Raw genomic sequence first — 22,789 nt, 5'->3', positions numbered from 1 at the left:
TGGTGTTACTCCCGGTGTTCCGCGCCGAGGCGCTGATCGTGGTTCGGACGACGCGCCGAGCGGCGCGCCTGGGGTTCAGACGGCGATGGCGCGCGCCGTCGCCGCGATGGGGCTCGGCAGCGAGGTCTCGCCTTCAAGGTACCGGTCTACTGCGGCGGCCGCAGCACGGCCCTCGGCGATCGCCCAGACGATGAGCGACTGGCCGCGGCCCGCGTCGCCAGCCACGAAGACGCCCGGCTCGGCCGTGGCGTACGCCGCGTCGCGCGAGAGGTTGCCGCGGTCGGTGACCGCGAGCTGCAGCTGCTCGTCGAGCTCGTTCGTCTCGGGACCGGTGAATCCGAGGGCGAGCAGTACGAGGTCGGCGGGGATCTCGCGCTCGGTGCCCGCCTTGGGCACGCGGCGGCCGTCGAGGTACTCGGTCTCGGCGACCCGGATGGCTCGGACCTCGCCCGCCTCGTTCGCGAGGAACTCGACCGTGGAGGCGAGGAACTCGCGACGGCCGCCCTCTTCGTGGGCGCTCTGCACCTCGAAGACGGTCGGGTGCATCGGCCACGGCTGGTGGTCGGGCCGCTCCTGCCCCGGCTGCTTGCCGATCGCGAGGTTCGTCACCGACAGCGCGCCCTGACGGTGCGCGGTGCCGATGCAGTCGGCGCCCGTGTCGCCGCCGCCGAGGACGACGACGTGCTTGCCCTCGGCCGTGAGCTGGTCGAAGACCTCGTCGCCCGCGATGTGCCGGTTCGACTGCGTGAGGTACTCCATCGCGAAGTGCACGCCCGGCAGGTCGCGGCCGGGAACGGGCAGGTCGCGCGGGACCATGGCGCCGGTCGCGATCACGACGGCGTCGTAGCGCTCGCGGAGCTGGTCCCACGTGATGTCGACGCCGATGTTCATGCCCGCCCGGAAGCGGGTGCCCTCGGCGGTCATCTGGGCGAGACGGGCCTCGAGGTGCTTCTTCTCCATCTTGAAGTCGGGGATGCCGTAGCGGAGCAGGCCTCCGATGCGGTCGTCGCGCTCGAAGACCGCGACCGTGTGACCGGCGCGGGTGAGCTGCTGCGCCGCGGCGAGCCCGGCGGGCCCTGAGCCGACCACGGCGACCGTCTTGCCGGTGAGACGCCCTGGCGGCTGCGGCTGCACCCAGCCGTTGCCGAACGCCTGGTCGATGATCGACACCTCGACCTGCTTGATCGTGACGGCGGGCTGGTTGATGCCGAGCACGCACGCCGACTCGCAGGGTGCCGGGCAGAGCCGGCCCGTGAACTCGGGGAAGTTGTTCGTCGCGTGCAGCCGCTCGATCGCCGCGCGGCCCTCGCCGCGGTACATGAGGTCGTTCCACTCGGGGATGAGGTTGCCGAGCGGGCAGCCCTGGTGGCAGAACGGGATGCCGCAGTCCATGCAGCGTCCCGCCTGCCGACGGAGCTGGGCCGGGTCGCCCTGCTCGTAGACCTCTTTCCAGTCCATGATGCGCACCGGTACGGGCCGCCGCTTCGGCAGCTCCCGCTCGGTGACCTTCAGGAAGCCCTTGGGGTCAGCCATTGGTCACCTCCAGGCAGTTCATGTGCGCAGCCGTTCCCAGCGTCTGAAGGATCTCAGCCATTGGTCACCTCCAGAATTCGACCCCAGACGACGTCGCCGTCGGGGTCGAGCCCCTCGTCGACCGCGCTCTGGCGGGTACGGAGCACTGCCGCGTAGTCGCGCGGCAGCACCTTGGTGAAGCGGTCGAACGCGGCGTCGCCCTCGGCGAGGAGCGCCGCGGCCACCGCGGAGTCGGTCTCGGCGACGTGCTGCTCGAGCAGGTCGCGCACGATCTCGCCGTCGGCGCTGCCGAGCGGGAGGAGTTCGAGCTCGCCGGCCGCGAGCGACTCGCGGTTGACCCGTCCTTCGCGCAGGTCGAGCACGTAGGCGGTGCCGCCCGACATGCCGGCCCCGAGATTGCGCCCGGTCTCGCCGAGGATGAGCGCGAGCCCGCCGGTCATGTACTCGAGCGCGTGGTCGCCCACGCCCTCGACGACCGCCGTCGCGCCGGAGTTGCGGACGAGGAACCGCTCGCCCACGATGCCGCGGATGAACATGCTGCCGCTCGTCGCGCCGTACCCGATGACGTTGCCGGCGATGACGTTGCGCTCGGCGACGAACCCGCTGTCGCGCGCGGGTCGCACCACGATCCGCCCGCCCGAGAGGCCCTTGCCGACGTAGTCGTTCGAGTCGCCCTCGAGCCGGATCGTGATGCCGCCGGGCAGGAAGGCGCCGAGCGACTGGCCGGCCGATCCGCTGAGCGTGACCTCGATCGAGCCCGTCGGCAGCCCCTGCTCGCCGTGCCGCGAGGTGACCTCGTGGCCTAGCATCGTGCCGACCGCGCGCTCGGTGTTCTTGATCGGCAGCTCGATCGAGACCGACCCGCCCTCCTCCAGGACGATGCCGGCCCGGCGGATGAGCTCGTTGTCGAAGTGCTCGTCGAGCTCGTGGTCCTGAGCGCGGGCGTTTCGGCGGGCGTCGGCCTCGGAGAAGTCGGGACCGACGAGCACGGGCGTGAGGTCGAGCCCCGACGCCTTCCAGTGGTCGACCGCGCGGTCGACGTCGAGCAGCTCGCGGCGGCCGATGATCTCGTCGATCGAGCGGTAGCCGAGCTCGGCGAGGTACTCGCGCACCTCCTGGGCGATGAACTCGAAGAAGTTGACGACGAACTCGGGCTTGCCGCTGAATCGCTTGCGGAGCTCGGGGTTCTGCGTGGCGACGCCGACCGGGCAGGTGTCGAGGTGGCAGACCCGCATCATGACGCAGCCCTCGACGACGAGCGGCGCCGTCGCGAAGCCGAACTCCTCGGCGCCGAGCAGCGCGCCGATCACGACGTCGCGACCCGTCTTCAGCTGGCCGTCGACCTGCACGACGACGCGGTCGCGCATGCCGTTGAGCATGAGCGTCTGCTGCGTCTCGGCGAGGCCGAGCTCCCACGGGGTGCCCGCGTGCTTGAGCGAGTTGAGCGGGCTCGCTCCCGTGCCGCCGTCGTGCCCCGAGACGAGGATGACGTCGGCGAGGGCCTTGGCGGTGCCCGCCGCGACCGCGCCGATGCCCGACTGGCTGACGAGCTTCACGTGGATGCGAGCCTTCGGGTTCGCGCGCTTGAGGTCGAAGATGAGCTGCTTGAGGTCTTCGATCGAGTAGATGTCGTGGTGCGGCGGGGGCGAGATGAGCCCGACGCCCGCGGTCGCGTGCCGCGTGCGGGCGACCCACGGGTACACCTTCGTCGGTGGCAGCTGGCCGCCCTCGCCGGGCTTCGCGCCCTGCGCGAGCTTGATCTGAATGTCGTCGGCGTGCGTGAGGTACATGCTCGTGACGCCGAATCGACCGGACGCGACCTGCTTGATCGCGCTGCGGCGCTCGGGGTCGAGCAGGCGGTCCAGGTCCTCGCCGCCCTCACCGGTGTTCGACTTGGCGCCGAGGCGGTTCATCGCGATCGCGAGGGTCTCGTGCGCCTCCTTCGAGATCGAGCCGTAGCTCATCGCGCCGGTGGAGAACCGCTTGACGATCGACGAGACCGGCTCGACCTCGTCGATGGGCACCGCGGGCCGGGTGCCGGTGCGCAGCGCGAACATGCCGCGCAGCGTGAGCAGCTCCTCGGCCTGCGAGTCGACGAGCGAGGTGTACTCGCGGAACACGTCGTATCGGCGGTTGCGCGTCGAGTGCTGGAGCCGGAACACGGTCTCGGGGTTGAACAGGTGCGGCGAACCGTCGCGACGCCACTGGTACTCGCCGCCGGTGGCGAGCCGCTCGTGGGCACGGACCGCTTGGTCCTGCGGATAGGCCCGGGTGTGGCGGTCGAGGTTCTCGGCTGCGATGACGTCGATGCCGACTCCGCCGAGCTTCGACGTCGTGCCGGTGAAGTACTCGTCGATGAGCGCCTGCGACAGGCCGACAGCCTCGAACGCCTGGGCTCCGGCGTAGGACGAGATCGTCGACACGCCCATCTTCGACATGATCTTGAGCACGCCCTTGCCGAGCGCCTTGATCACGTTGTGCACGGCCTGCTCCGGCGAGACCCCGCTGATGATGCCGGCTCGAACGAGGTCCTCGCAGGTCTCCATCGCGAGGTACGGGTTGACGGCAGAAGCGCCGTAGCCGACGAGGAGTGCCACGTGGTGCACCTCGCGCACGTCACCGGCCTCGACCACGAGCCCCACCTTCATGCGGTTCTCCGACCGGATCAGGTGGTGGTGCACGGCCGACAGCATGAGCAGCGACGGGATCGGCGCGAGGTCCTTGTTCGAGTCACGGTCGGAGAGCACGACGAACTTCGCGCCCTCCTCGATCGCCTCGTCGACCTCGGCGCACATCGCCGCGAGCCGGTCGCGCATCGCGTCGGGGCCCTCGTCGAACCGGTAGAGGCCACGGATCGTGACCGTCGTGCGACGACCGGGCATCGGGTCGATGTGCACGATCTTCGCGAGCTCGTCGTTGTCGATGACCGGGAAGGTCAACGAGACCTGCCGTGCGTGCTCGGGGCCGGCGCTCAACAGGTTGCGCTCGGGCCCGAGCGAGGTGCCGAGCGAGGTCACGACCGCTTCGCGGATCGAGTCGAGCGGCGGGTTCGTCACCTGCGCGAACTGCTGCGTGAAGTAGTCGAAGAGCAGGCGCGGGCGCTTGGAGAGGACCGCGATGGGCGTGTCCGACCCCATGGCGCCGAGCGGCTCCTGCCCCGTCTTCGCCATCGGCGTGAGCAGGATCTTCACCTCTTCTTCGGTGTAGCCGAAGGTGCGCTGGCGGCGGTTGACCGAGGCGGGCGGATGCACGATGTGCTCGCGCTCGGGCAGGTCGGCGAGGCGGATGCGCCCCTCTTCGAGCCACTCGCCCCAGGGCGATGCCTGCTCGAGCTCGGACTTGACCTCGTCGTCCTCGATCAGGCGGCCGTGCTCGGTGTCGACGAGGAACATGCGCCCCGGCTGCAGCCGGCCCTTGCGGACGATGCGCGACTGCTCGAGGTCGAGCACGCCGATCTCGCTCGCGAGAACGACGAGGCCGTCGTCGGTGACGATGTAGCGACCGGGGCGGAGGCCGTTGCGGTCGAGCGTCGCACCGACGAGCGTGCCGTCGGTGAAGACGATCGCGGCCGGGCCGTCCCACGGTTCCATGAGCATCGAGTGGTACTCGTAGAACGCGCGGCGCTCGGGGCTCAGCTCGGCCTGGTTCTCCCACGCCTCGGGGACCATCATCATGATGGCGTGCGGCAGGCTGCGGCCGGCGAGCGTGAGCAGTTCGACGACCTCGTCGAACGAGGCCGAGTCGCTGGCGCCGGGCGTGACGATCGGCAGGATCGGGTCGAGGTCGCCGAGCACCTCGGACTCGAGCTGCGACTGGCGGGCGCGCATCCAGTTGCGGTTGCCCTGGATGGTGTTGATCTCGCCGTTGTGCGCGATCATGCGGAACGGCTGAGCGAGCGGCCACGACGGGAACGTGTTCGTGGAGTACCGCGAGTGCACGAGCGCCAGCTTCGAGGCGAACCGCTCGTCGGACAGGTCGGGGTAGAACGGCTCGAGCTGGAGCGTCGTCACCATGCCCTTGTAGACCATGGTTCGGCACGAGAGGGACGCGAAGTAGAGCTCGAGCTCGCGCTCGGCCCGCTTGCGGAACCGGAAGGTCAGCCGGTCGAGCGCGATGCCGGAGAGCCGCGCGCCCGTCGACGTCGTCGCGGACGATCGCACGAAGAGCTGCTGCACCGCCGGCATGGCGGCGCGAGCGAGCGTGCCGAGCTCGTCGGGGCGCACCGGGACCTCGCGCCAGCCGAGCACCTCGAGGCCCTCGGAGGCCGCGAGCTCGGCGAGCTGCTGCTTCACGCGGCTGCGCGTCGTCGGGTCGACCGGCAGGAACGCGTTGCCGACGGCGTAGGCCCCCGCCTCGGGCAGCGGGAACGAGCTCACCGCGCGCAGGAATTCGTCGGGGATCTGGGTGATGATGCCCGCTCCGTCGCCGGTGCCGGCGTCGGAGCCGACCGCACCGCGGTGTTCGAGATGCCGCAGCGCGTCGAGCGCCGCGGTGATGATGTCATGCCCCGCGGTGCCGCGGAGCGTGGCGACCATCGCGAGGCCGCACGCGTCTTTCTCCGCGGCGGGGTCGTACATGCCCTGGGCAGGCGGAACGGTTCCGAACCGCGAGAAGGGAGGAGTGAGCGACACAGGGAACCGTCCTCATCAACTAAGGGGAAGCGGGGACGCCATCGGCCCTACACGGGGATGCACGACGCATGGTGCGGCGTCGCTTCGGAGAACGGGTGGGGCGGCCTGCCTACGAGGTGGTACGGCTCGGGCTTGTGGCCGCCGTCTCGCCCTGGGGGTCGTTCTCGCCCTCGACGCCGTCGTCGAGAGAGTCTGAGTCGGACTCGATTTCGTCTGAGTCTACCTCAGCGTCGGGGCCCTTCCATTCACGTCCGGGAACGTACGGGCTGGGCTCGTCACCCGTGTGGCGACGGCGCTGCACGAGGTACAGCACGATGCCGAGCACGATCGCGGCGAACGAGGTCCAGACGTTCACGCGGATGCCGAGGAACATCTCGCTCGGGTCGACGCGGATCGACTCGAAGAACGAACGACCGAGCCCGTACCAGATGAGGTAGATCGCGAACGCCTTGCCCCAGCGCAGGTTGATGCGGCGCTCGAGCATCACGATCACGGCAGCGCCGAGGAGGTTCCAGATGAGCTCGTAGAGGAACGTTGGGTGGAAGAGCGTCCCCTCGACGAGTCCCTGCGGCCAGGCCGGGTTGCCGAACTCGATCTCGAGACCCCACGGCAGGTCGGTGGGGGCGCCGTACAGCTCGTGGTTGAACCAGTTGCCGAGCCGGCCCACGGCCTGGGCGACCAACAGGCCCGGCGCGAGCGCGTCGGCGAACGACCAGAATCGGAGTCCGGTGAACCGGCAGCCGATGATCACACCGATCGCGCCACCGATGAGCGCACCGTAGATGGCGTTGCCGCCCTCCCAGATCGCGAGGACCTTCCACGGCTCCTGCCCGGCGAAGTAGTCGGCCGGGTGCGTGAACACGTGATACGCACGGGCGCCGATGATGCCGAGCGGCACCGCCCACAGTGCGATGTCGAGCACGACGCCGGGCTCGGCCCCGCGCTTCGTGAGACGCCGCGAGGTGATGATCACGGCCAGGATGATGCCGGCGAGGATGCACAGCGCGTACGTCTGGATCGGGATGATGCCCCACGGCACGGGGATCTCGATCGTGCGCCAGTCGTAATCGGGGCTCGGGATGCTGATCGGGGCGATCACTCGGGATCTTGCCTTTCCTCGGAAGCGACGTCGGCCGCGTGGGCCTCAGTCAGCGTACTTCAACTCGCGACCGTGCCGCGTGCGAGCTCCGCGGCGAGGTCGCCCGCCCCGCGGACCCCGCCGTCGGCGAGGGCCTTCACGAGCGCCGAGCCCACGATCGCGCCCTCGGCGTACTCGAGCACCTCGGCGACCTGCGCGGCCGTCGAGATGCCGACGCCCACGCAGCTGGCGGGCGCACCGGCGGCCTGCAGGCGCTCGACGACGCCACGCGCCGCACGGTCGACATCGGCGCGCGCACCGGTGATGCCCATGGTCGACACGGCGTACACGAAACCCCGGCTCGCCTCCACCACGCGCGCGATGCGCGCATCGGTCGACGTCGGTGCCGCGAGGAAGACCCGGTCGAGCCCGGTTCGCTCGGATGCGGCGATCCAGTCGGCGCCTTCGTCGGGGATCAGGTCGGGCGTGATGAGGCCTGCTCCCCCGGCGGCGGCGAGGTCGTCGGCGAACCGCTCGACGCCGTACTGCACGACGGGATTCCAGTACGTCATGACGAGCACCGGAGCGTCGACCCGCTCGGTGATGCGCCGGACGGCCTCGAAGCCGTCGGCGAGGCGGAAGCCGTTCGCGAGCGCCTGCTGGGTCGCCGCCTGGATCACCGGGCCGTCCATCACGGGATCGGAGTACGGCAGGCCCAGTTCGAGCGCGTCGACGCCGTTCTCGACGAGGGCGACGGCGGCCTCGACGCTCTCGTCGAGTGTCGGGAATCCGACCGGGAGGTACCCGATGAGGGCTCCGGATGCCTCGACGTTGCGCCGAGCGATGACCGGGCCGACCGTGCTGCGGGCGCTCATTCGCCGGCCTCCTCGTCGTAGAGCTCGAAGTACCGCGCCGCGGCGTCCATGTCCTTGTCGCCGCGGCCGGAGAGGTTCACGAGGATCGTCGCGCCGTCGCCGAGCTCGCGACCGAGCTCGAGTGCGCCCGCGAGCGCGTGCGACGACTCGATGGCCGGGATGATGCCCTCGGTGCGGGTGAGCAGGCGCAGCGCCTGCATCGCGGCGTCGTCGGTGACCGGGCGGTACTCGGCCCGCCCGATGGCGGCGAGCCAGGAGTGCTCGGGTCCGACGCCGGGGTAGTCGAGTCCTGCCGAGATCGAGTGCGATTCGATCGTCTGGCCGTCTTCGTCCTGCAGGAGGTAGCTGCGGGCGCCGTGCAGCACACCGGGCCGGCCCATCGTGATGGTGGCCGCGTGCCGCTCGGTGTCGACGCCCTCGCCGCCGGCCTCGAAGCCGTAGAGGCCGACGCCCTCGTCGTCGAGGAAGGCGTGGAAGATCCCGATCGCGTTCGAGCCGCCGCCGACGCACGCCGCCACCGCCGTCGGCAGCGAACCCGTGAGGTCGAGCACCTGCTGGCGGGCCTCCTCGCCGATGATCTTCTGGAAGTCGCGCACCATCTCGGGGAACGGGTGGGGGCCAGCGACCGTGCCGAAGATGTAGTTCGTCGTCTCGACGTTCGTGACCCAGTCCCGCATCGCCTCGTTGATCGCGTCCTTCAGCGTGCGCGAGCCCGCCGTGACCGCGACGACCTCGGCGCCGAGCAGGCGCATGCGGGCCACGTTGAGGGCCTGCCGCTCGGTGTCGACCTCGCCCATGTAGATGGTGCAGTCGAGCCCGAAGAGGGCCGCCGCCGTCGCCGTCGCGACGCCGTGCTGGCCGGCACCGGTCTCGGCGATCACGCGCTGCTTGCCGATGCGCTTCGTGAGCAGCGCCTGCCCGAGCACGTTGTTGATCTTGTGCGAGCCCGTGTGGTTCAGGTCTTCGCGCTTCAGGATGATGCGCGCACCACCGGCGTGCTTCGCGAACCGCGGCACCTCGGTGATGATCGACGGCCGGCCCGTGTAGCTCCGGCCGAGCTCCGCGAGTTCGGCGCCGAACGCCGGATCGAGCTTCGCGAGGTCGTACGCCTCACCCAGTTCGTCGAGGGCGGCCACGAGGGACTCGGGCACGAAGCGCCCGCCGAAGTCGCCGAAGTACGGACCGGTCTGCGCTCTGAGCGCCATGTCACACCGCCAGGAATGCTGAGAGATTGGCAATCGGGTCGCCCGTGACGAGCGCCTCACCCACGAGCACGACGTCGGCGCCCGAAGAGCGGTAGTGCGCGACGTCGGCCGGTGAGAGCACCGCCGACTCTGCGACACGGATCGCGTCGGCCGGGAATCGGTCGGCCAGTCGGCCGAACAGGTCGCGATCGAGTTCGAAGGTCGAGAGGTCGCGGGCGTTCACGCCGATCAGGCGTGCGCCGAGCGCGGCGGCCCGATCGAGCTCGTCGGCCGAGTGCGTCTCGACGAGCGGCGTCATGCCGAGCTCGACGATGAGGTCGAAGAGCTCGCGCAGCACCCGGTCGTCGAGCGCGGCCACGATCAGCAGCACGAGGTCCGCACCGGCGGCGCGAGCCTCGAACACCTGATACGGCGTCGCGATGAAGTCCTTCCGCAGCACCGGGAGCGCGACCGCGGCGCGCACGGCCTCGAGGTCGGCGAGCGATCCGCCGAACTTGCGCTGCTCCGTGAGCACGCTGATCGCGCTCGCGCCACCGAGCTCGTAGCTGCGCGCGAGCGCAGCAGGGTCGGCGATCGCGGCGAGCGAGCCGCGCGAGGGGCTCGAGCGCTTGATCTCGGCGATGACCTTGACGTGCGACGCCGGCCGGAGGGCGGCCAGGGCGTCGAGTGCGGCCGGGCGAGCCATGGCGGCGGCCTCGACCTCGTCGAGCGGACGCGTCTCACGGCGCGCGAGCGCGTCGGCGACCGCGTTCGCCGTCAGCTCGGCCAGCACCTAGTGCGCCTTCTCAGCGACCTTCGCGCCGCCGACACCGTAGCCGGCACGGGCAAGCACCCAGCCGACGATGAGGCCGACGACGAGGAGTCCTGCCGACGCCCAGACGAGCCACTGCACGTCGAGGAAGAACGCGACCGTGCCGATCACGAACGCGATGAGCATGATGGTGACGGAGGTCCACGCCGCGGGCGAGTGTCCGTGGCCGGGATCTGCGGTCTCAATGCTCATGATGCTCCTTCGTGCGGGGGTTTTCGCCCGCAAGTCTAGCGGGTCGGTTCGGGGCCGGTCGTGTCATCGGTCGGGTCGTCGCCCCGGCTGAGCTCGTCCCAGTCGTCGACGGCGCGCTCGGCCGCGCCGCGCTCGACGGCGGGCGCGCCGTCGGCGGGTTCGAGGCCGCTGCGGTAGCGGCGGGAGGATCCGGGCCAGCGGGTCCCTGTGGCGAGCACGAGTCCTCCGGCGGCGGCGACGAGCACGCCGCCGACGACGGCGACGGCGGGCCAGGCGGTCGCCACGGCGGCGCCCACGAGCTCGGCCGTCGGTCCGTCGCCGGCGACGCCCGTCGCCTCGGTGACCGACGCCGAGACGGCGGCCACGGGGTCGGCGAGTGCGAGCCAGGCGGCGAGCACGAGGCATCCGCCCAGCACGATCTCGAGCACGCCGAGCACGACCCTGATCGCGGGACCGGCGAGGGCGAGCGCCGCGGCGAGGGCGAGGCCGGCGAGGCCGAGCGCGGCCAGCGCCGGGGAGGCGACGCTGCCGGGTACCGCGATGACCTCGGCGTTCACGTGCGCGCCGGTGCCGCTCGCGAGGACGAGGCCGAACCAGGTCTGGCTCCATGCCAGCAGGGCGAGGCCCGATCCGACCACGGAGGCGATGATCGCGGGGAGCTTCATGCGGGCGCGGCTCACGACTCCACCCTCCGCATCGCGTTGGCGACGGCGACGGCCCGAAGCGGCGCGGCCGCCTTGTTGCGCGACTCCTCGAACTCGCTCGCGGGGTCGGAGTCCGCGACGAGGCCCGCACCCGCCTGCACGCGGGCGACACCCCCCGAGATCGCCGCCGTGCGGATCGCGATCGCGAGGTCGGCGTCGCCGCCGAATCCGAAGTACCCGACCACTCCCCCGTACAGTCCGCGCTGGGCGGGTTCGAGCTCGTCGATGATCTCGAGCGCCCGCGGCTTCGGCGCGCCGGAGAGGGTGCCGGCGGGGAACGTCGCCCGGAACACCTCGATCGCGTTCACACCGGGCTCGAGGTCGCCCTCCACCGAGGACACGAGGTGCATGATGTGGCTGAACCGCTCGACCCGCATGAACTCGGTCACCTCGACCGAGCCGGCTGCGCAGACCTTCGCGAGGTCGTTGCGCGCGAGGTCGACGAGCATGAGGTGCTCGGCCTGCTCCTTCGGGTCGGCGACGAGCGCCGCCTCGAGGTCGGCGTCCTCCTCGGGGGTCGCACCGCGGGGCTTGGATCCCGCGATCGGGTGCGTGAAGACGCGTCCGTGCTGCACCTTGACGAGGGCCTCGGGCGACGACCCGACGATCCAGTAGGGCTCGCCCGCTGCATCCTCGAGGTGGAGGTAGTACATGTAGGGGCTCGGGTTGAGGCTGCGCAGCACCCGGTAGACGTCGAGCGCCGGCGCGGTCGCCTCGTGCTCGAATCGCTGGGAGATGACGACCTGGAAGACGTCGCCGTCGCGGATGAAGTCCTTCGACCGGTCCACCGCCGCCAGGAAGTCGGCCTCTGCGGTGCGATGCGTCGGCGTCGCGGCCCGGGCGAGGTCGATCTCGGCCAGCCACGCCTCCGCCGGGGTGGCGAGGCCCCGCTGCATGCGGTCGAGGCGCTCCTGCGCGTCGTCCCACAGCTCGCGGGCGTCGGCGCCGGTGTCGTTCAGCACCGAGGCGATGAGCTGCACGGTGCCCGTGCGGTGGTCGATGACCACGAGCTCGGCGACGAATGCGAACGCCTGCCCAGGGATCGAGGACTCGGCCGGCGGCCGGTCGGGCAGGTGCTCGATCTGGCGCACCGCCTCCCAGCCGATGAAGCCGACGAGGCCGCCGGTCAGCGGCGGCGCGCCCGGCACGTCCTCCGTGCGCCAGCGCTCGAACAGCGCCTCGAGCGCCGCGAGCGGCGGCAGCCGGGATGCCTCGCCGAGCGCCCGCTCCGCCGACAGCCCGTGGTCGTGCCATTCGACGCGGTCGTCGTGCTCGGTGATGACGCCGTACGACGAGACGCCGACGAACGAGTAGCGCGACCAGATGCCGCCCTGCTCCGCGGACTCGAGCAGGAAGGTGCCCGGGCGCCCCTCGGCGAGCTTGCGGTAGATGCCGACCGGGGTCTCGCCGTCGGCGAAGAGCTCGCGCACGACGGGCACCACCCGACGGCCGGCGAGCAGGCCCGAGAACTCGTCGAAGGTCGTCGTGGCGGTCATCGTGTCTCCTCGTCGCGTGTGTCGGTCGGGGTGGCCGGTCCGTCAGCCGACAGGCGCCGGATCATCGGGAAGCCGCCCCTGCACGACGTCGATCGGGTCGCCGTCGAAGCAGGTGCGGGTGCCCGTGTGGCAGGCCGCACCGATCTGCTCGACCTTCACGAGCAGGGTGTCTGCGTCGCAGTCGAGCGCGGCCGAGCGCACGTACTGGGCGTGGCCCGACGTGTCGCCCTTGCGCCAGTACTCCTGGCGCGAGCGCGACCAGAACGTGACCCGGCCCTCCGTGAGCGTGCGGCGCAGCGCCTCGCGGTCCATCCAGCCGAGCATGAGCATCTCGCCGGTGTCCCACTGCTGGATCACGGCGGGCAGGAGCCCCTGATCATTGAAGACGGCACGTTCGAGCGCCTGCTCCGCGGTCGACGGGTTCTCGTTCATCGCACGATCCTTCCGTCGGCCGCGAGCGCCTGCTTGACCTCGCCGATCGTCAGCTCGCCGTTGTGGAAGACCGAGGCCGCGAGCACCGCGTCGGCGCCCGCTGCGATCGCGGGCGGGAAGTCGGCGACGCGACCCGCGCCGCCGGAGGCGATGACGGGCACCGTCGACAGCTCGTGCATGAGGGCGGTGAGCTCGAGGTCGAAGCCCTGCTTCGTGCCGTCGGCGTCGATCGAGTTCACGAGCAGCTCGCCGGCGCCGAGCCCGATCGCACGCCGGGCCCACTCGAGCGCGTCGAGGTCGGTCTCGGTGCGGCCGCCGTGGGTCGTCACGACGAAGCCCGACTCGGTGCGTTCGGATCGCTTGACGTCGAGCGACAGCACGCAGACCTGCGCGCCGAAGCGGTCGGCGATCTCGGCCACGAGCGCGGGCCGGGCGATCGCCGCGCTGTTCACGCCGATCTTGTCGGCGCCGTGGCCGAGCAGCCGCGCGACGTCGTCGGTCGAGCGCACGCCGCCGCCGACGGTGAGCGGGATGAACACCTGCTCGGCGACGCGCTGCACCATGTCGTAGGTCGTCGACCGGTCGTCGACCGTCGCGGTCACGTCGAGGAACGTCAGCTCGTCGGCGCCCTGTTCGGCATAGCGGGCGGCGAGCTCGACGGGGTCTCCGGCATCGCGCAGGTTCTGGAAGTTGACGCCCTTCACGACGCGGCCGGCGGCGACGTCGAGGCACGGGATCACGCGGACGGCGAGGCTCATGCGCTCACCTCACAACCGTGCCGCGTGGATGGCGCTCACGAGGATCGCACGAGCGCCGAGGGCGTAGAGCTCGTCCATCACGTGGTTCATGTCGACGCGCGGGATCATGACGCGCACGGCGACCCACTCGGGGTCGTGCAGGGGCGACACCGTCGGCGACTCGAAGCCGGGCGCCGCAGCGGTCGCCTGCTCGAGGTGCTCGACCGGCACGTCGTAGTCGAGGAGAACGTACTGCCGGGCGACGAGGACGCCCTGGAGGCGCCGCAGCAGCGTCGCCGCGCCGGGCTTGTCGACGCCCGAGCCGATGAGCACCGCCTCGGACTCGAGGATGACGGGCCCGAAGATCTCGAGCCCGGCCTGACGCAGGGTCGCACCCGTCGACACGACGTCGGCGACCGCGTCGGCCACGCCGAGCCGCACGGCCGACTCGACCGCGCCGTCGAGCTTCACGAGCTTCGACGGGGTGACGCCCCGGCCCGTGAGGAAGGCGCCGACGAGGCCGGGATAGCTCGTCGCGACGCGGACGCCCTCGAGGTCGCCGAGCTCGGCGAACCGGCCGGCCGGGCCTGCGAACCGGAAGGTGGAGTCGCCGAAACCGAGCGGGGCGATCTCCGAGGCATCCGACCCGGAGTCGAGCAGGAGGTCGCGACCGGTGATGCCGACGTCGAGCGCGCCCGACCCGACGTAGGTCGCGATGTCGCGCGGCCGCAGGTAGAAGAACTCCACCCCGTTCCGCGGGTCGGCGGTGTGCAGGTCGCGCTGGTCCCGGCGACCGGTGTACCCGGCCTCCCACAGCATCTGCGCGGCGGTCTCGGCGAGCGAACCCTTGTTGGGCACGGCGATTCTGAGCATGTCTGAGCTTTCGTGTCGACGGAACTGATCGGGCATGGCGCGATCAGAGATGTCGGTACACGTCGGCCGGCGAGAGCCCCTTCGCGAGCATGAGCACCTGCAGGTGGTAGAGCAGCTGCGAGATCTCTTCGGCCGTCTCGGCGTCGCTCTGGTACTCGGCGGCCATCCACACCTCGGCGGCCTCTTCGACGATCTTCTTGCCGATGGCGTGCACGCCGGCGTCGAGCTCGCGCACGGTGCCGGAACCCTCTGGGCGGGTGCGGGCCTTGTCGCTCAGCTCGACGAAGAGTTCGTCGAAGGTCTTCACGCTCACAGACTACCGGTGGCGGCGAGGGGTCAGTGCGCGTGGGTCGCTGCGGCGGCCCGCAGGGCGGCGATCTGGTCCTCGGGGATGCCGCGGAACACCGCCGAGCCGGCGACGAACGTGTCGGCCCCCGCCTCGGCCGCGATGCCGATCGTGTCGACCGTGACGCCGCCGTCGACCTGCAGCCACACGTCGAGGCCGCGAGCGCGAACGGCGTCGGCCACGCGCCGCAGCTTCGGCATGGTCTCGGGCATGAACGACTGCCCGCCGAACCCCGGCTCGACCGTCATCACGAGCACCTGGTCGAACTCGTGCAGGACCTCGAGGAAGGGCTCGGCCTCGGTCCCGGGCTTCAGTGCGATGCCGGCTCGGGCCCCGATCTCGCGCAGGCGGCGAGCGACGGCGACGGGATCGCTCGCGGCCTCGACATGGAACGTCACACTCGCAGCGCCCAGCTCCGCGTAGCCGGGCGCCCAGCGGTCGGGATCGTCGATCATGAGGTGCACGTCGAGCGGGATCGGGCTCGTCGCCTGGATGCGCTCGACCATCTGCGGACCGAACGTGAGGTTCGGCACGAAGTGGTTGTCCATGACGTCGACGTGCACCAGGTCGGCGGTCGCGATGCGGGTGAGCTCGTGCTCGATGTTCGCGAAGTCGGCGGCCAGGATGCTCGGGTTGATGCGCGTCGTCATGGGCAGCAGCCTAGCCAGCGGCGGGATGCCTCGTGCCGGCGCCGACCTCGGCCGCGTGGTGCCGCCCTCAGGCGCTGCGGCGGACGAGCGCGATGAACATGGCGTCGGTGCCGTGCCGGTGCGGCCACAGCTGCACGGTCTCGGCGTCGCCGGCGAGATCGAGCTGCTCGCGCGCGACCGACTGCAGCACCGCGCGCGTGTCGAGCTGCTCGAGCTCGGGGTGGCGCTGCAGCCCCGCGCGGAGGGTGCCGCGCGTCTCGGCGGTGTGCGGCGAGCAGGTGACGTAGGCGAGGACGCCGCCGGGTGCGAGCAGGCGCACGGCATGGTCGAACAGCTCGCCCTGGAGCCTCGTGAGCTCGGGCACGTCGGCGGGCTGCTTGCGCCAGCGTGCTTCCGGCCGGCGCCGGAGCGCGCCGAGTCCGGTGCACGGCGCATCGAGCAGGATGCGATCGAAGCCGCCCTCCGCACCGAGTGCGACGGCCGCGGTCTCGCGTCCGTCGCCGACGGAGACGTGGACCTCGAGCGGGACGCCGGCGATCGCGCGGCGCACGAGTTCTGCCCGGGCGGGCACGAGTTCGTTGGCGACGAGCGTCGCATCGGCGGCGAGCGCCTCCGCCGCGAGGATCGCGGTCTTGCCCCCGGGGCCGGCGCAGAGATCGAGCCAACGCTCCCCCGGACGGACCGGCGCCGCCCTCGTGAGGGCGAGTGCTGCGAGCTGCGACCCTTCGTCCTGCACGCGGACGCGGCCCTCGTGCGCGGCGACGAGGGCGAGCGGCCGGTCGGCCGTGAAGCCGATCGGCGAGAAACGGTTCGGGGTGCCGAGCGCCGCGGCATCCTCGTCGCCGAGACCCGGCAGGGCGACGAGGTTCACCCGCGGAGCGGCGTTGTCGGCCTCGAGCAGGTCATCGAGTTCGTCGGCGCGACCTTCGCCGTCGAGCGCGGCGCGCAGGGCGCGCACGACCCACTCGGGGTGGGAGGCGAGCACGGCCGTGCGGGCGTCGCCGTCGTACTCGGCGGCGACCGCGTCGCGCCACTCCTCGGCGCTCGTGCGGGAGATCGTGCGGAGCACGCCGTTCACGAACCCGCTCGCCGTCGGCGCGACGCGCTTCGCGATGACGACCTGCTCGTTGACGGCCGCGTGCGTGGGCACCCGAGTCGAGAGCAGCTGGTGCACGCCGAGGCGGAGCACGTCGAGCACGGGCGGGTCGATGCGGTCGACGGGACGGCCCGCGGCGATCGCGATGACCGCGTCGTAGAAGCCCAGCATCCGGAGGGTCCCGTACGTGAGCTCGGTCGCGAGCGCGGCGTCGGCTTCGGTCAGACGGGAGCGCTCGATGCGATTCGGCAGCAGCAGGTTGGCGTACGCCTCGTCGTCGCGGACGGCCTCGAGCACCTCGAATGCGACGATGCGCGGCGGCGACACCCTGACCTGCGCGGGTGCGCGTCTGCGGTCGGGCCTGCGGGAGCGGCGTTCGTCGTTCACCCGTCAACTGTACGCGGCGCCGGCCCGGCCCGGCGATGCGCCGCTACTCGAGCGTGCGCGTCTCCGGCGCGAGTCCGCGTGCCCAATCGGCCCCGGCCATCGCGCCCTTGCCTGCGGGCTGCACGCGCACGAGCTCGACGGGCTCGGTCGCGGTGCCGACGAGCACGCGCCGGCGCTCGGGGCGCAGCTCGCCGGGGGCGAGCACGCCCTGCTCCCCCGCCTGCCCGAACTCGACCGGCCGCGCCTCGAGCACCTTCAGCCGTTCGCCGCCGATCGTCGTCCACGCACCCGGTTCGGGGGTCACCCCGCGGTACCTCGCGAGCACCGCGCGTGCGTCACCCGTCCAGTCGAGGCGGCCGTCGTCGATCGTGAGCTTCGGCGCGAAGCTCGGCTCGCCCGCCTGCGGCACCGCGACCGCCGTGCCGCCGGCGATGCCGTCGACCACCGCGGCGAGCACCTCGGCCCCCTCGTCGGCGAGCAGCTCGAGGGCGCCGCCGGCGGTCAGCCCGTCGGCGGCCGGGCGCCGGTGCACCGCGAAGACGTCGCCCGCGTCGAGCTCGGGCACCAGCTGGAAGACGGATGCCGCGAGCTCGGCGTCGCCGGCGATGATCGAGTGCTGCACGGGAGCGGCCCCGCGCCAGGCGGGAAGCGCCGAGAAATGCAGGTTGATCCACCCGTGTCGCGGCAGAGAGAGCAGCGGCTCGCGCACGAGGCCGCCGTACGCGACGATGACGCCCAGATCGGGACGGAGCGCCTCGATGCCGGCCGTCGCCGCGTCGTCGAGCCGGGCGGCCTTCACGACGGGAAGCCCCAGCCGCTCGGCCGCGGCCGCCACCGGCGACGGCGTGAGCACTCGCTTGCGGCCGAGCAGGGCGTCGGGCCGCGTGACGACGCCGACGATCTCGTGGGGGCCCGCGGCGAGGCGTTCGAGGCTGGGCACGGCCGGGGCGGGCGTTCCGGCGAAGACGAGGCGCAGGGTGTTCACCCGGCCATTCTTCCGGATCCCGACGACGGGCTCGCTCGGCGACGTGCGGCTACGGCACGTCGGGATCGTCGAAGCGGACGCGCAGCACCCGGGGCCGGCGGGGCGGGCGACCGCCCACCGGTCGGCGCCGTTCGGTCGCGACCGTGATCATCTCGGCCCGCAGCGCCTTCGCGACGGCGTTGCCCGCACCGTAGTCGAAGCGGACGATCGCCCGCTCGAGGTCTTCTTCGGCGGGGGTCGGACCGAGCACGTCGACGCCGGGGGCGGCCGCCTTCGACGCGGTGATCGCCCGCTCGACGCCCGCGTGCGGGGCGGTGACGCTCGCCACCCGCACCGCGGGCGGGAATCGCAGCGCCCGGCGGGCGGCGAGCTCGGTGCCGGCCCACTCCAGCTGGCGCCAGCCGGCGAGCGTCTGCGCGAGCGCGCCCGCGACGCCGACGAGGAAGACTGGTGCGCCCGGCGCGGCGAGGGCCGCGGCGTTCGACCACCAGCGCAGGCAGTCCTCCGCGACGCGGAGCGATTCGCGCAGCAGCATCCGCTCGCCGTCGAGGAGCAGCACCGCACGATATCCACCGTCGGCGATGGGTTCGGCCCCGCGGGTCGCGACGACGAGTGCCGGTTCTGGACCGACCCGCAGCACGGGGCGCTCGCCGTCGGAGAGCACGACCTTCGCCCGAGGGAAGGCTCGCCCGAGCTCGTCGGCGGTGCGGGTGGCTCCGACGGTCGCGGCGCGGAGCTTCGTCGACTCGCAGACGGGACACGTCCAGGAGGCGGCGCTCGCGCCGCAGAGCGTGCAGCGCGGGACACCGCCCGACCGCGGCACGGCGAGGCCGCCGCCGCAGGCGGCGCACCGGGCGGGTTCGCGGCAGCGGTCGCACACGAGCATCGGCGTGTGCCCGGGACGGGCGACCTGCACGAGGACGGGGCCCTCCCGCACGGCCTCCTGCGCCTGACGCCACGCGGTCGACGGGATGCGCGCCGACCCCGGCTCGGGGCTCGACTGCTGCTCGGTCAGGATGACTCGGGGCCGGGTGTGCCGGTGCGACGCGACGTGGCGCACCCAGCCGATCTCGACGAGCCGTTCGACTTCGACGCTTCGCGTGTGGCCGAGGAAGATCAGCGCGGCACCCGACTGCTCCTGGCGGATGAGCGCCGCGTCGCGCGGGTGGACCCCCGGTGACAGCGGCTCGTGCTGGAGCGCGTCGCCGTCGTCCCACATCGCGATGAGCCCGAGGCGCGCGGCAGGTGCGTACACCGTCGACCGGTTGCCGATGATGATGCGGGCCGCGTCGCCGGTCGCGTCGAGGAAGGCCCGGAAGCGCGCGCCGCCCGATTGCCTGGCGTCGGTGCGCAGCACCCGTCTCGGGTCGACGACGGCGGCCAGCGCCGCCTCGAGCTGTTCCTGGTCGCGGTAGTCGGGCACGATGACGAGGCTCGACCGGTCGCCCGCGAGCGTGCGCGCGGCAGCCTGCGCGAGCGTGACCGCCCATGCGCCGACCCACTCGCCGTTCGGCAGTCGCACCGGTCGCGGGTCGGCGGCGAGCGACAAGCGCTCCCCGGCCGCGATGCCCGCCTCGACGGCACCGGGTTCGAAGCCGCCGACGGCGACGGCCTCGGAAGGCAACGGGCCGGCATCGGGTTCGGCGGCACGCCACGCGCGCTCGACCCGCACATACCGGCTCGGGATCGCGAGGCGCAGGATGTCGCTCGCATTGCCCGCGGCACGGTCGGCTGCCGCGCGGGCGAGCCTCCAGACGTCGGGCGTCAGCAGCGGCACCTCGGACACGACGTCGTCGACGTCGGAGAGACGGCCCTCGTACTCGCTCGACGCGGCGAGCTCGACGAGCCAGCCGTCGGCGATCCGCCCCCCGGAACGCAGCGGAACCCGGACCCGGACGCCGGGCCGGGCGGCCTCGGCGAGGCGATCGGGCACGCGGTAGTCGAAGAGCTGGTCGAGCTGCGGCAGCGGCGAGTCGACGAGCACCCTGGCGACCGGGCCGCCCGTCACCTCAGAGCCCGGCGGCCGTGCGGAGATCGGCGACGCGGTCGAGCCGCTCCCACGTGAAGTCGGGCAGCTCACGGCCGAAGTGGCCGTAGGCGGCGGTCTGCGCGTAGATCGGGCGGAGCAGGTCGAGGTCGCGGATGATCGCGGCCGGGCGCAGGTCGAACACCTCGCGGATCGCCGCGATGATCTGCTCGTCGGGCAGCGCACCGGTGCCGAACGTCTCGACGTAGAGACCGACCGGCGAGGCCTTGCCGATCGCGTAGGCGACCTGCAGCTCGAGTCGGTCCGCGAGCCCCGCCGCGACGGCGTTCTTCGCGACCCAGCGCATCGCGTACGCCGCCGATCGGTCGACCTTCGACGGGTCCTTGCCGCTGAAGGCGCCGCCGCCGTGCCGGCTCGCGCCGCCGTAGGTGTCGATGATGATCTTGCGGCCGGTGAGACCCGCGTCGCCCTGCGGCCCGCCGATCTCGAAGCGGCCGGTCGGGTTGATGAGCACCGCGAGCTCGGGGCGGGCCAGTTCGACGGTGTCGAGCACCGGGCGGATGACGAGCTCTTCGACCTCTGCGCGCAACTGCTCGTTGGAGACCGCCGGCGAGTGCTGCGTCGAGAGCACGACGGTCTCGATCGTCTTCGGCACCTGGCCGTCGTAGCCGACGGTGACCTGGGTCTTGCCGTCGGGGCGCAGGTAGTCGAGCTCGCCGGCCTTGCGCACCTGCGCGAGCCGCTCGGCGAGGCGGTGCGCGAGCCAGATGGGCACCGGCATGAGCTCGGGCGTCTCGCGGGTCGCGTAGCCGAACATGATGCCCTGGTCGCCGGCGCCCTGCCGGTCGAGCGCGTCTTCGCTCGAACGCTCGCGTGCCTCGAAGGCGTGGTCGACCCCCTGCGCGATGTCGGGCGACTGGCCGCCGATCGACACCGAGACGCCGCAGGAGCGACCGTCGAACCACACGTCCGAGGAGTCGTACCCGATCGACGTGACCCGCTCGCGGACGATCGCGGGGATCTCGACGTAGCCCGAGGTCGTGACCTCGCCCGCGACGTGCACGAGGCCGGTCGTCACGAGCGTCTCGACCGCGACGCGGCTGTGCGGGTCGACCGCCAGCAGTGCGTCGAGGATCGAGTCGGAGATCTGGTCGCAGATCTTGTCGGGATGCCCCTCGGTCACGGACTCGGAGGTGAACAGTCGGAGGGCGCTCATGCGGGGTCGGCTTCTTTCGTGCGTTCGGCGGTGCTCGTCAGCTTCGAGACAACCACGTCGAGGATGCCACCGGCCACCGACGCCTTCGTTCCGTGAAGCCGTGTGACGATCGAGTCGTCGCCGTCGATGACGACGACCGCGTTCTCCTCGGTCGCGAAGCCCTCGCTCCAGCCGACCCGGTTCACGACGAGCAGGTCGGCGCCCTTGGCCCGGCGCTTGGCCCGGCCGAGTTCGAGCAGCCGGTCGTCGTCGGGCTCGGTCTCTGCGGCGAAGCCGACGAGCAGCGTGCCGTCGTGCGGTGCCGCGCCGAGGCCGGCCAGGATGTCGGGATTGCGGACGAGCTCGAGAGTGAGGCCGTCGTTCGAGGCATCCTTCTTGATCTTCGACTCGCTGACGCTCGCGGGCCGGTAGTCGGCGACCGCCGCGGCCATGACGACCGCGTCGGCGCCCTGCGCCGCCTCGGTCACCGCCGCCTGCAGTTCGAGGGCGCTCGACACGCGGCGTACGTCGCAGCCGTCGGGTTCGGCGATCTCGAGGTTCGCGGCGACGAGCGTGACGCGGGCCCCGCGGGCCCGTGCCGCCTCGGCGATCGCGACGCCCTGCTTGCCGCTCGATCGGTTGCCGAGGAAGCGCACGGGGTCGAGCGGTTCGCGCGTACCGCCGGCCGTCACGACGATGCGGCGTCCGGCGAGGTCGCCCTCTGACGGGGATGCCGCGCGCTCGAGCGCCGCCGCGACGATGACCTCGGGCTCCTCCATCCGGCCCGGTCCGCTGTCGGCGCCCGTGAGCTGGCCGACCGCCGGGCCGACGACGGTGACGCCGCGCGCCTCGAGGGTCGCGATGTTCGCCCGGGTCGCCGGGTTCCGCCACATCTCGGTGTGCATCGCCGGCGCGATCACGACCGGCGCCTCGCTCGCGAGGACCGTGTTGCCGAGCAGGTCGTCGGCGAGGCCGGCGGCGAGCTTCGCGATCGTGTTCGCCGTCGCCGGCGCGATCACGATGAGGTCGGCCGCCTGGCCGATCGCGACATGGCGCACTTCGGCGACACCCTCGTAGAGATCGGTGTGCACCGGGTTGCGCGAGATCGCCTCGAGCGTCGGGCGGCCGACGAAGCGCAGGGCTCCCTCGGTCGGCACGACGTGGACGTCGTGCCCGGCGAGCACGAGGGCCCGCACGACGCCGACGGCCTTGTACGCCGCGATGCCGCCGGTGATGCCGACGACGATGTTGAGGGTCATGCGGCCCTCGGCGTCACTCGCCGAGGGGGCGGAGCCGCAGCTTGTCTTCGTTGATCTCGTGCATGGCGACCGAGAGCGGCTTGTCGTCGATCGACGAGTCGACGAGCGGGCCGACGTTGTCGAACAGGCTGCCCTCGTGCAGGTCGGCGTAGTAGTCGTTGATCTGGCGCGCGCGCTTCGACGCGAAGATGACCAGCTGGTACTTCGAGTCGACCTTCGAGAGCAGGTCGTCGATGGGCGGGTCGATGATGCCGGACTGCTTCTCAGCCATGGAATGACTCCTTGATCGTGGGATGCGCTCGTGGCGCTCGAAAGCT

The 22,789-nt window shown here is 72.0% G+C and carries 20 protein-coding genes; all 20 read right to left on the bottom strand.

Annotated elements, in window-relative coordinates; all coding sequences use genetic code 11:
• Positions 1–75 precede the first annotated feature (75 nt).
• Positions 76–1,533, bottom strand: coding sequence for a glutamate synthase subunit beta (locus tag LR269_RS11515; RefSeq protein ID WP_231430918.1), 1,458 nt, complete (start codon positions 1,531–1,533; stop codon positions 76–78).
• A gap of 53 nt (positions 1,534–1,586) precedes the next feature.
• The gene (gltB, locus tag LR269_RS11510; RefSeq protein WP_231432328.1) at positions 1,587–6,110 is read right to left on the bottom strand and encodes a glutamate synthase large subunit; all 4,524 of its coding nucleotides are present in this window, start codon (positions 6,108–6,110) and stop codon (positions 1,587–1,589) included.
• A gap of 163 nt (positions 6,111–6,273) precedes the next feature.
• Positions 6,274–7,263, bottom strand: a complete 990-nt coding sequence (gene lgt / locus LR269_RS11505; protein ID WP_374201116.1) for a prolipoprotein diacylglyceryl transferase — start codon at positions 7,261–7,263, stop codon at positions 6,274–6,276.
• Between the two features lie 59 nt (positions 7,264–7,322).
• A complete protein-coding gene (gene trpA, locus LR269_RS11500) occupies positions 7,323–8,117 on the bottom strand; it encodes a tryptophan synthase subunit alpha (RefSeq protein WP_231430917.1) in 795 nt (264 codons plus the stop codon).
• Entirely contained in the window at positions 8,114–9,322 is a 1,209-nt protein-coding gene (gene trpB / locus LR269_RS11495; RefSeq protein WP_231430916.1) for a tryptophan synthase subunit beta, read from the bottom strand. The genes trpA and trpB overlap by 4 nt, the downstream gene beginning before the upstream one ends.
• Before the next feature lies 1 nt (position 9,323).
• Positions 9,324–10,094 (bottom strand): indole-3-glycerol phosphate synthase TrpC, encoded by a 771-nt coding sequence (trpC, locus tag LR269_RS11490; RefSeq protein WP_231430915.1) that lies wholly within the window; start codon positions 10,092–10,094, stop codon positions 9,324–9,326.
• On the bottom strand, positions 10,095–10,325 hold the full coding sequence (locus LR269_RS11485; RefSeq protein ID WP_231430914.1) for a DUF6704 family protein: 231 nt from the start codon (positions 10,323–10,325) through the stop codon (positions 10,095–10,097).
• Between the two features lie 35 nt (positions 10,326–10,360).
• A complete protein-coding gene (locus LR269_RS11480) occupies positions 10,361–11,005 on the bottom strand; it encodes a Trp biosynthesis-associated membrane protein (protein WP_231430913.1) in 645 nt (214 codons plus the stop codon).
• Positions 11,002–12,525: an anthranilate synthase component I gene (locus tag LR269_RS11475; protein WP_231430912.1), complete on the bottom strand. Its 1,524-nt coding sequence runs from the start codon at positions 12,523–12,525 to the stop codon at positions 11,002–11,004. The genes LR269_RS11480 and LR269_RS11475 overlap by 4 nt, the downstream gene beginning before the upstream one ends.
• 42 nt (positions 12,526–12,567) lie before the next feature.
• Positions 12,568–12,957 carry a phosphoribosyl-AMP cyclohydrolase gene (gene hisI, locus LR269_RS11470; RefSeq protein WP_231430911.1) on the bottom strand — a complete coding sequence of 130 codons (390 nt, stop codon included), beginning with the start codon at positions 12,955–12,957 and terminating at the stop codon, positions 12,568–12,570.
• Entirely contained in the window at positions 12,954–13,715 is a 762-nt protein-coding gene (gene hisF / locus LR269_RS11465; protein WP_231430910.1) for an imidazole glycerol phosphate synthase subunit HisF, read from the bottom strand. Before hisF ends, hisI begins: the two co-directional genes overlap by 4 nt.
• Before the next feature lie 9 nt (positions 13,716–13,724).
• Positions 13,725–14,567 (bottom strand): ATP phosphoribosyltransferase, encoded by an 843-nt coding sequence (gene hisG, locus LR269_RS11460; protein ID WP_231430909.1) that lies wholly within the window; start codon positions 14,565–14,567, stop codon positions 13,725–13,727.
• A gap of 43 nt (positions 14,568–14,610) precedes the next feature.
• Positions 14,611–14,874, bottom strand: a complete 264-nt coding sequence (locus LR269_RS11455; protein ID WP_157424159.1) for a phosphoribosyl-ATP diphosphatase — start codon at positions 14,872–14,874, stop codon at positions 14,611–14,613.
• 29 nt (positions 14,875–14,903) lie between these two features.
• A complete protein-coding gene (rpe, locus tag LR269_RS11450) occupies positions 14,904–15,563 on the bottom strand; it encodes a ribulose-phosphate 3-epimerase (protein WP_231430908.1) in 660 nt (219 codons plus the stop codon).
• 67 nt (positions 15,564–15,630) lie between these two features.
• Positions 15,631–17,046 carry an RsmB/NOP family class I SAM-dependent RNA methyltransferase gene (locus tag LR269_RS11445; RefSeq protein ID WP_374201115.1) on the bottom strand — a complete coding sequence of 472 codons (1,416 nt, stop codon included), beginning with the start codon at positions 17,044–17,046 and terminating at the stop codon, positions 15,631–15,633.
• Positions 17,047–17,089: 43 nt separating this feature from the next.
• Positions 17,090–18,022, bottom strand: coding sequence for a methionyl-tRNA formyltransferase (fmt, locus tag LR269_RS11440; protein WP_231432325.1), 933 nt, complete (start codon positions 18,020–18,022; stop codon positions 17,090–17,092).
• A 58-nt stretch (positions 18,023–18,080) separates the two neighbouring features.
• A complete protein-coding gene (locus LR269_RS11435) occupies positions 18,081–20,039 on the bottom strand; it encodes a primosomal protein N' (protein ID WP_231430907.1) in 1,959 nt (652 codons plus the stop codon).
• A 1-nt stretch (position 20,040) separates the two neighbouring features.
• The gene (metK, locus tag LR269_RS11430; protein ID WP_231430906.1) at positions 20,041–21,234 is read right to left on the bottom strand and encodes a methionine adenosyltransferase; all 1,194 of its coding nucleotides are present in this window, start codon (positions 21,232–21,234) and stop codon (positions 20,041–20,043) included.
• Positions 21,231–22,472, bottom strand: coding sequence for a bifunctional phosphopantothenoylcysteine decarboxylase/phosphopantothenate--cysteine ligase CoaBC (gene coaBC, locus LR269_RS11425; protein ID WP_231430905.1), 1,242 nt, complete (start codon positions 22,470–22,472; stop codon positions 21,231–21,233). The genes metK and coaBC overlap by 4 nt, the downstream gene beginning before the upstream one ends.
• 13 nt (positions 22,473–22,485) lie before the next feature.
• Positions 22,486–22,743, bottom strand: coding sequence for a DNA-directed RNA polymerase subunit omega (rpoZ, locus tag LR269_RS11420; RefSeq protein WP_231430904.1), 258 nt, complete (start codon positions 22,741–22,743; stop codon positions 22,486–22,488).
• Positions 22,744–22,789 lie beyond the last annotated feature (46 nt).

The organism is Agromyces sp. S2-1-8 (assembly GCF_021129215.1).
Taxonomy (GTDB): domain Bacteria; phylum Actinomycetota; class Actinomycetes; order Actinomycetales; family Microbacteriaceae; genus Agromyces; species Agromyces chromiiresistens.
This window is presented reverse-complemented; position numbering and strand designations above follow the sequence as displayed.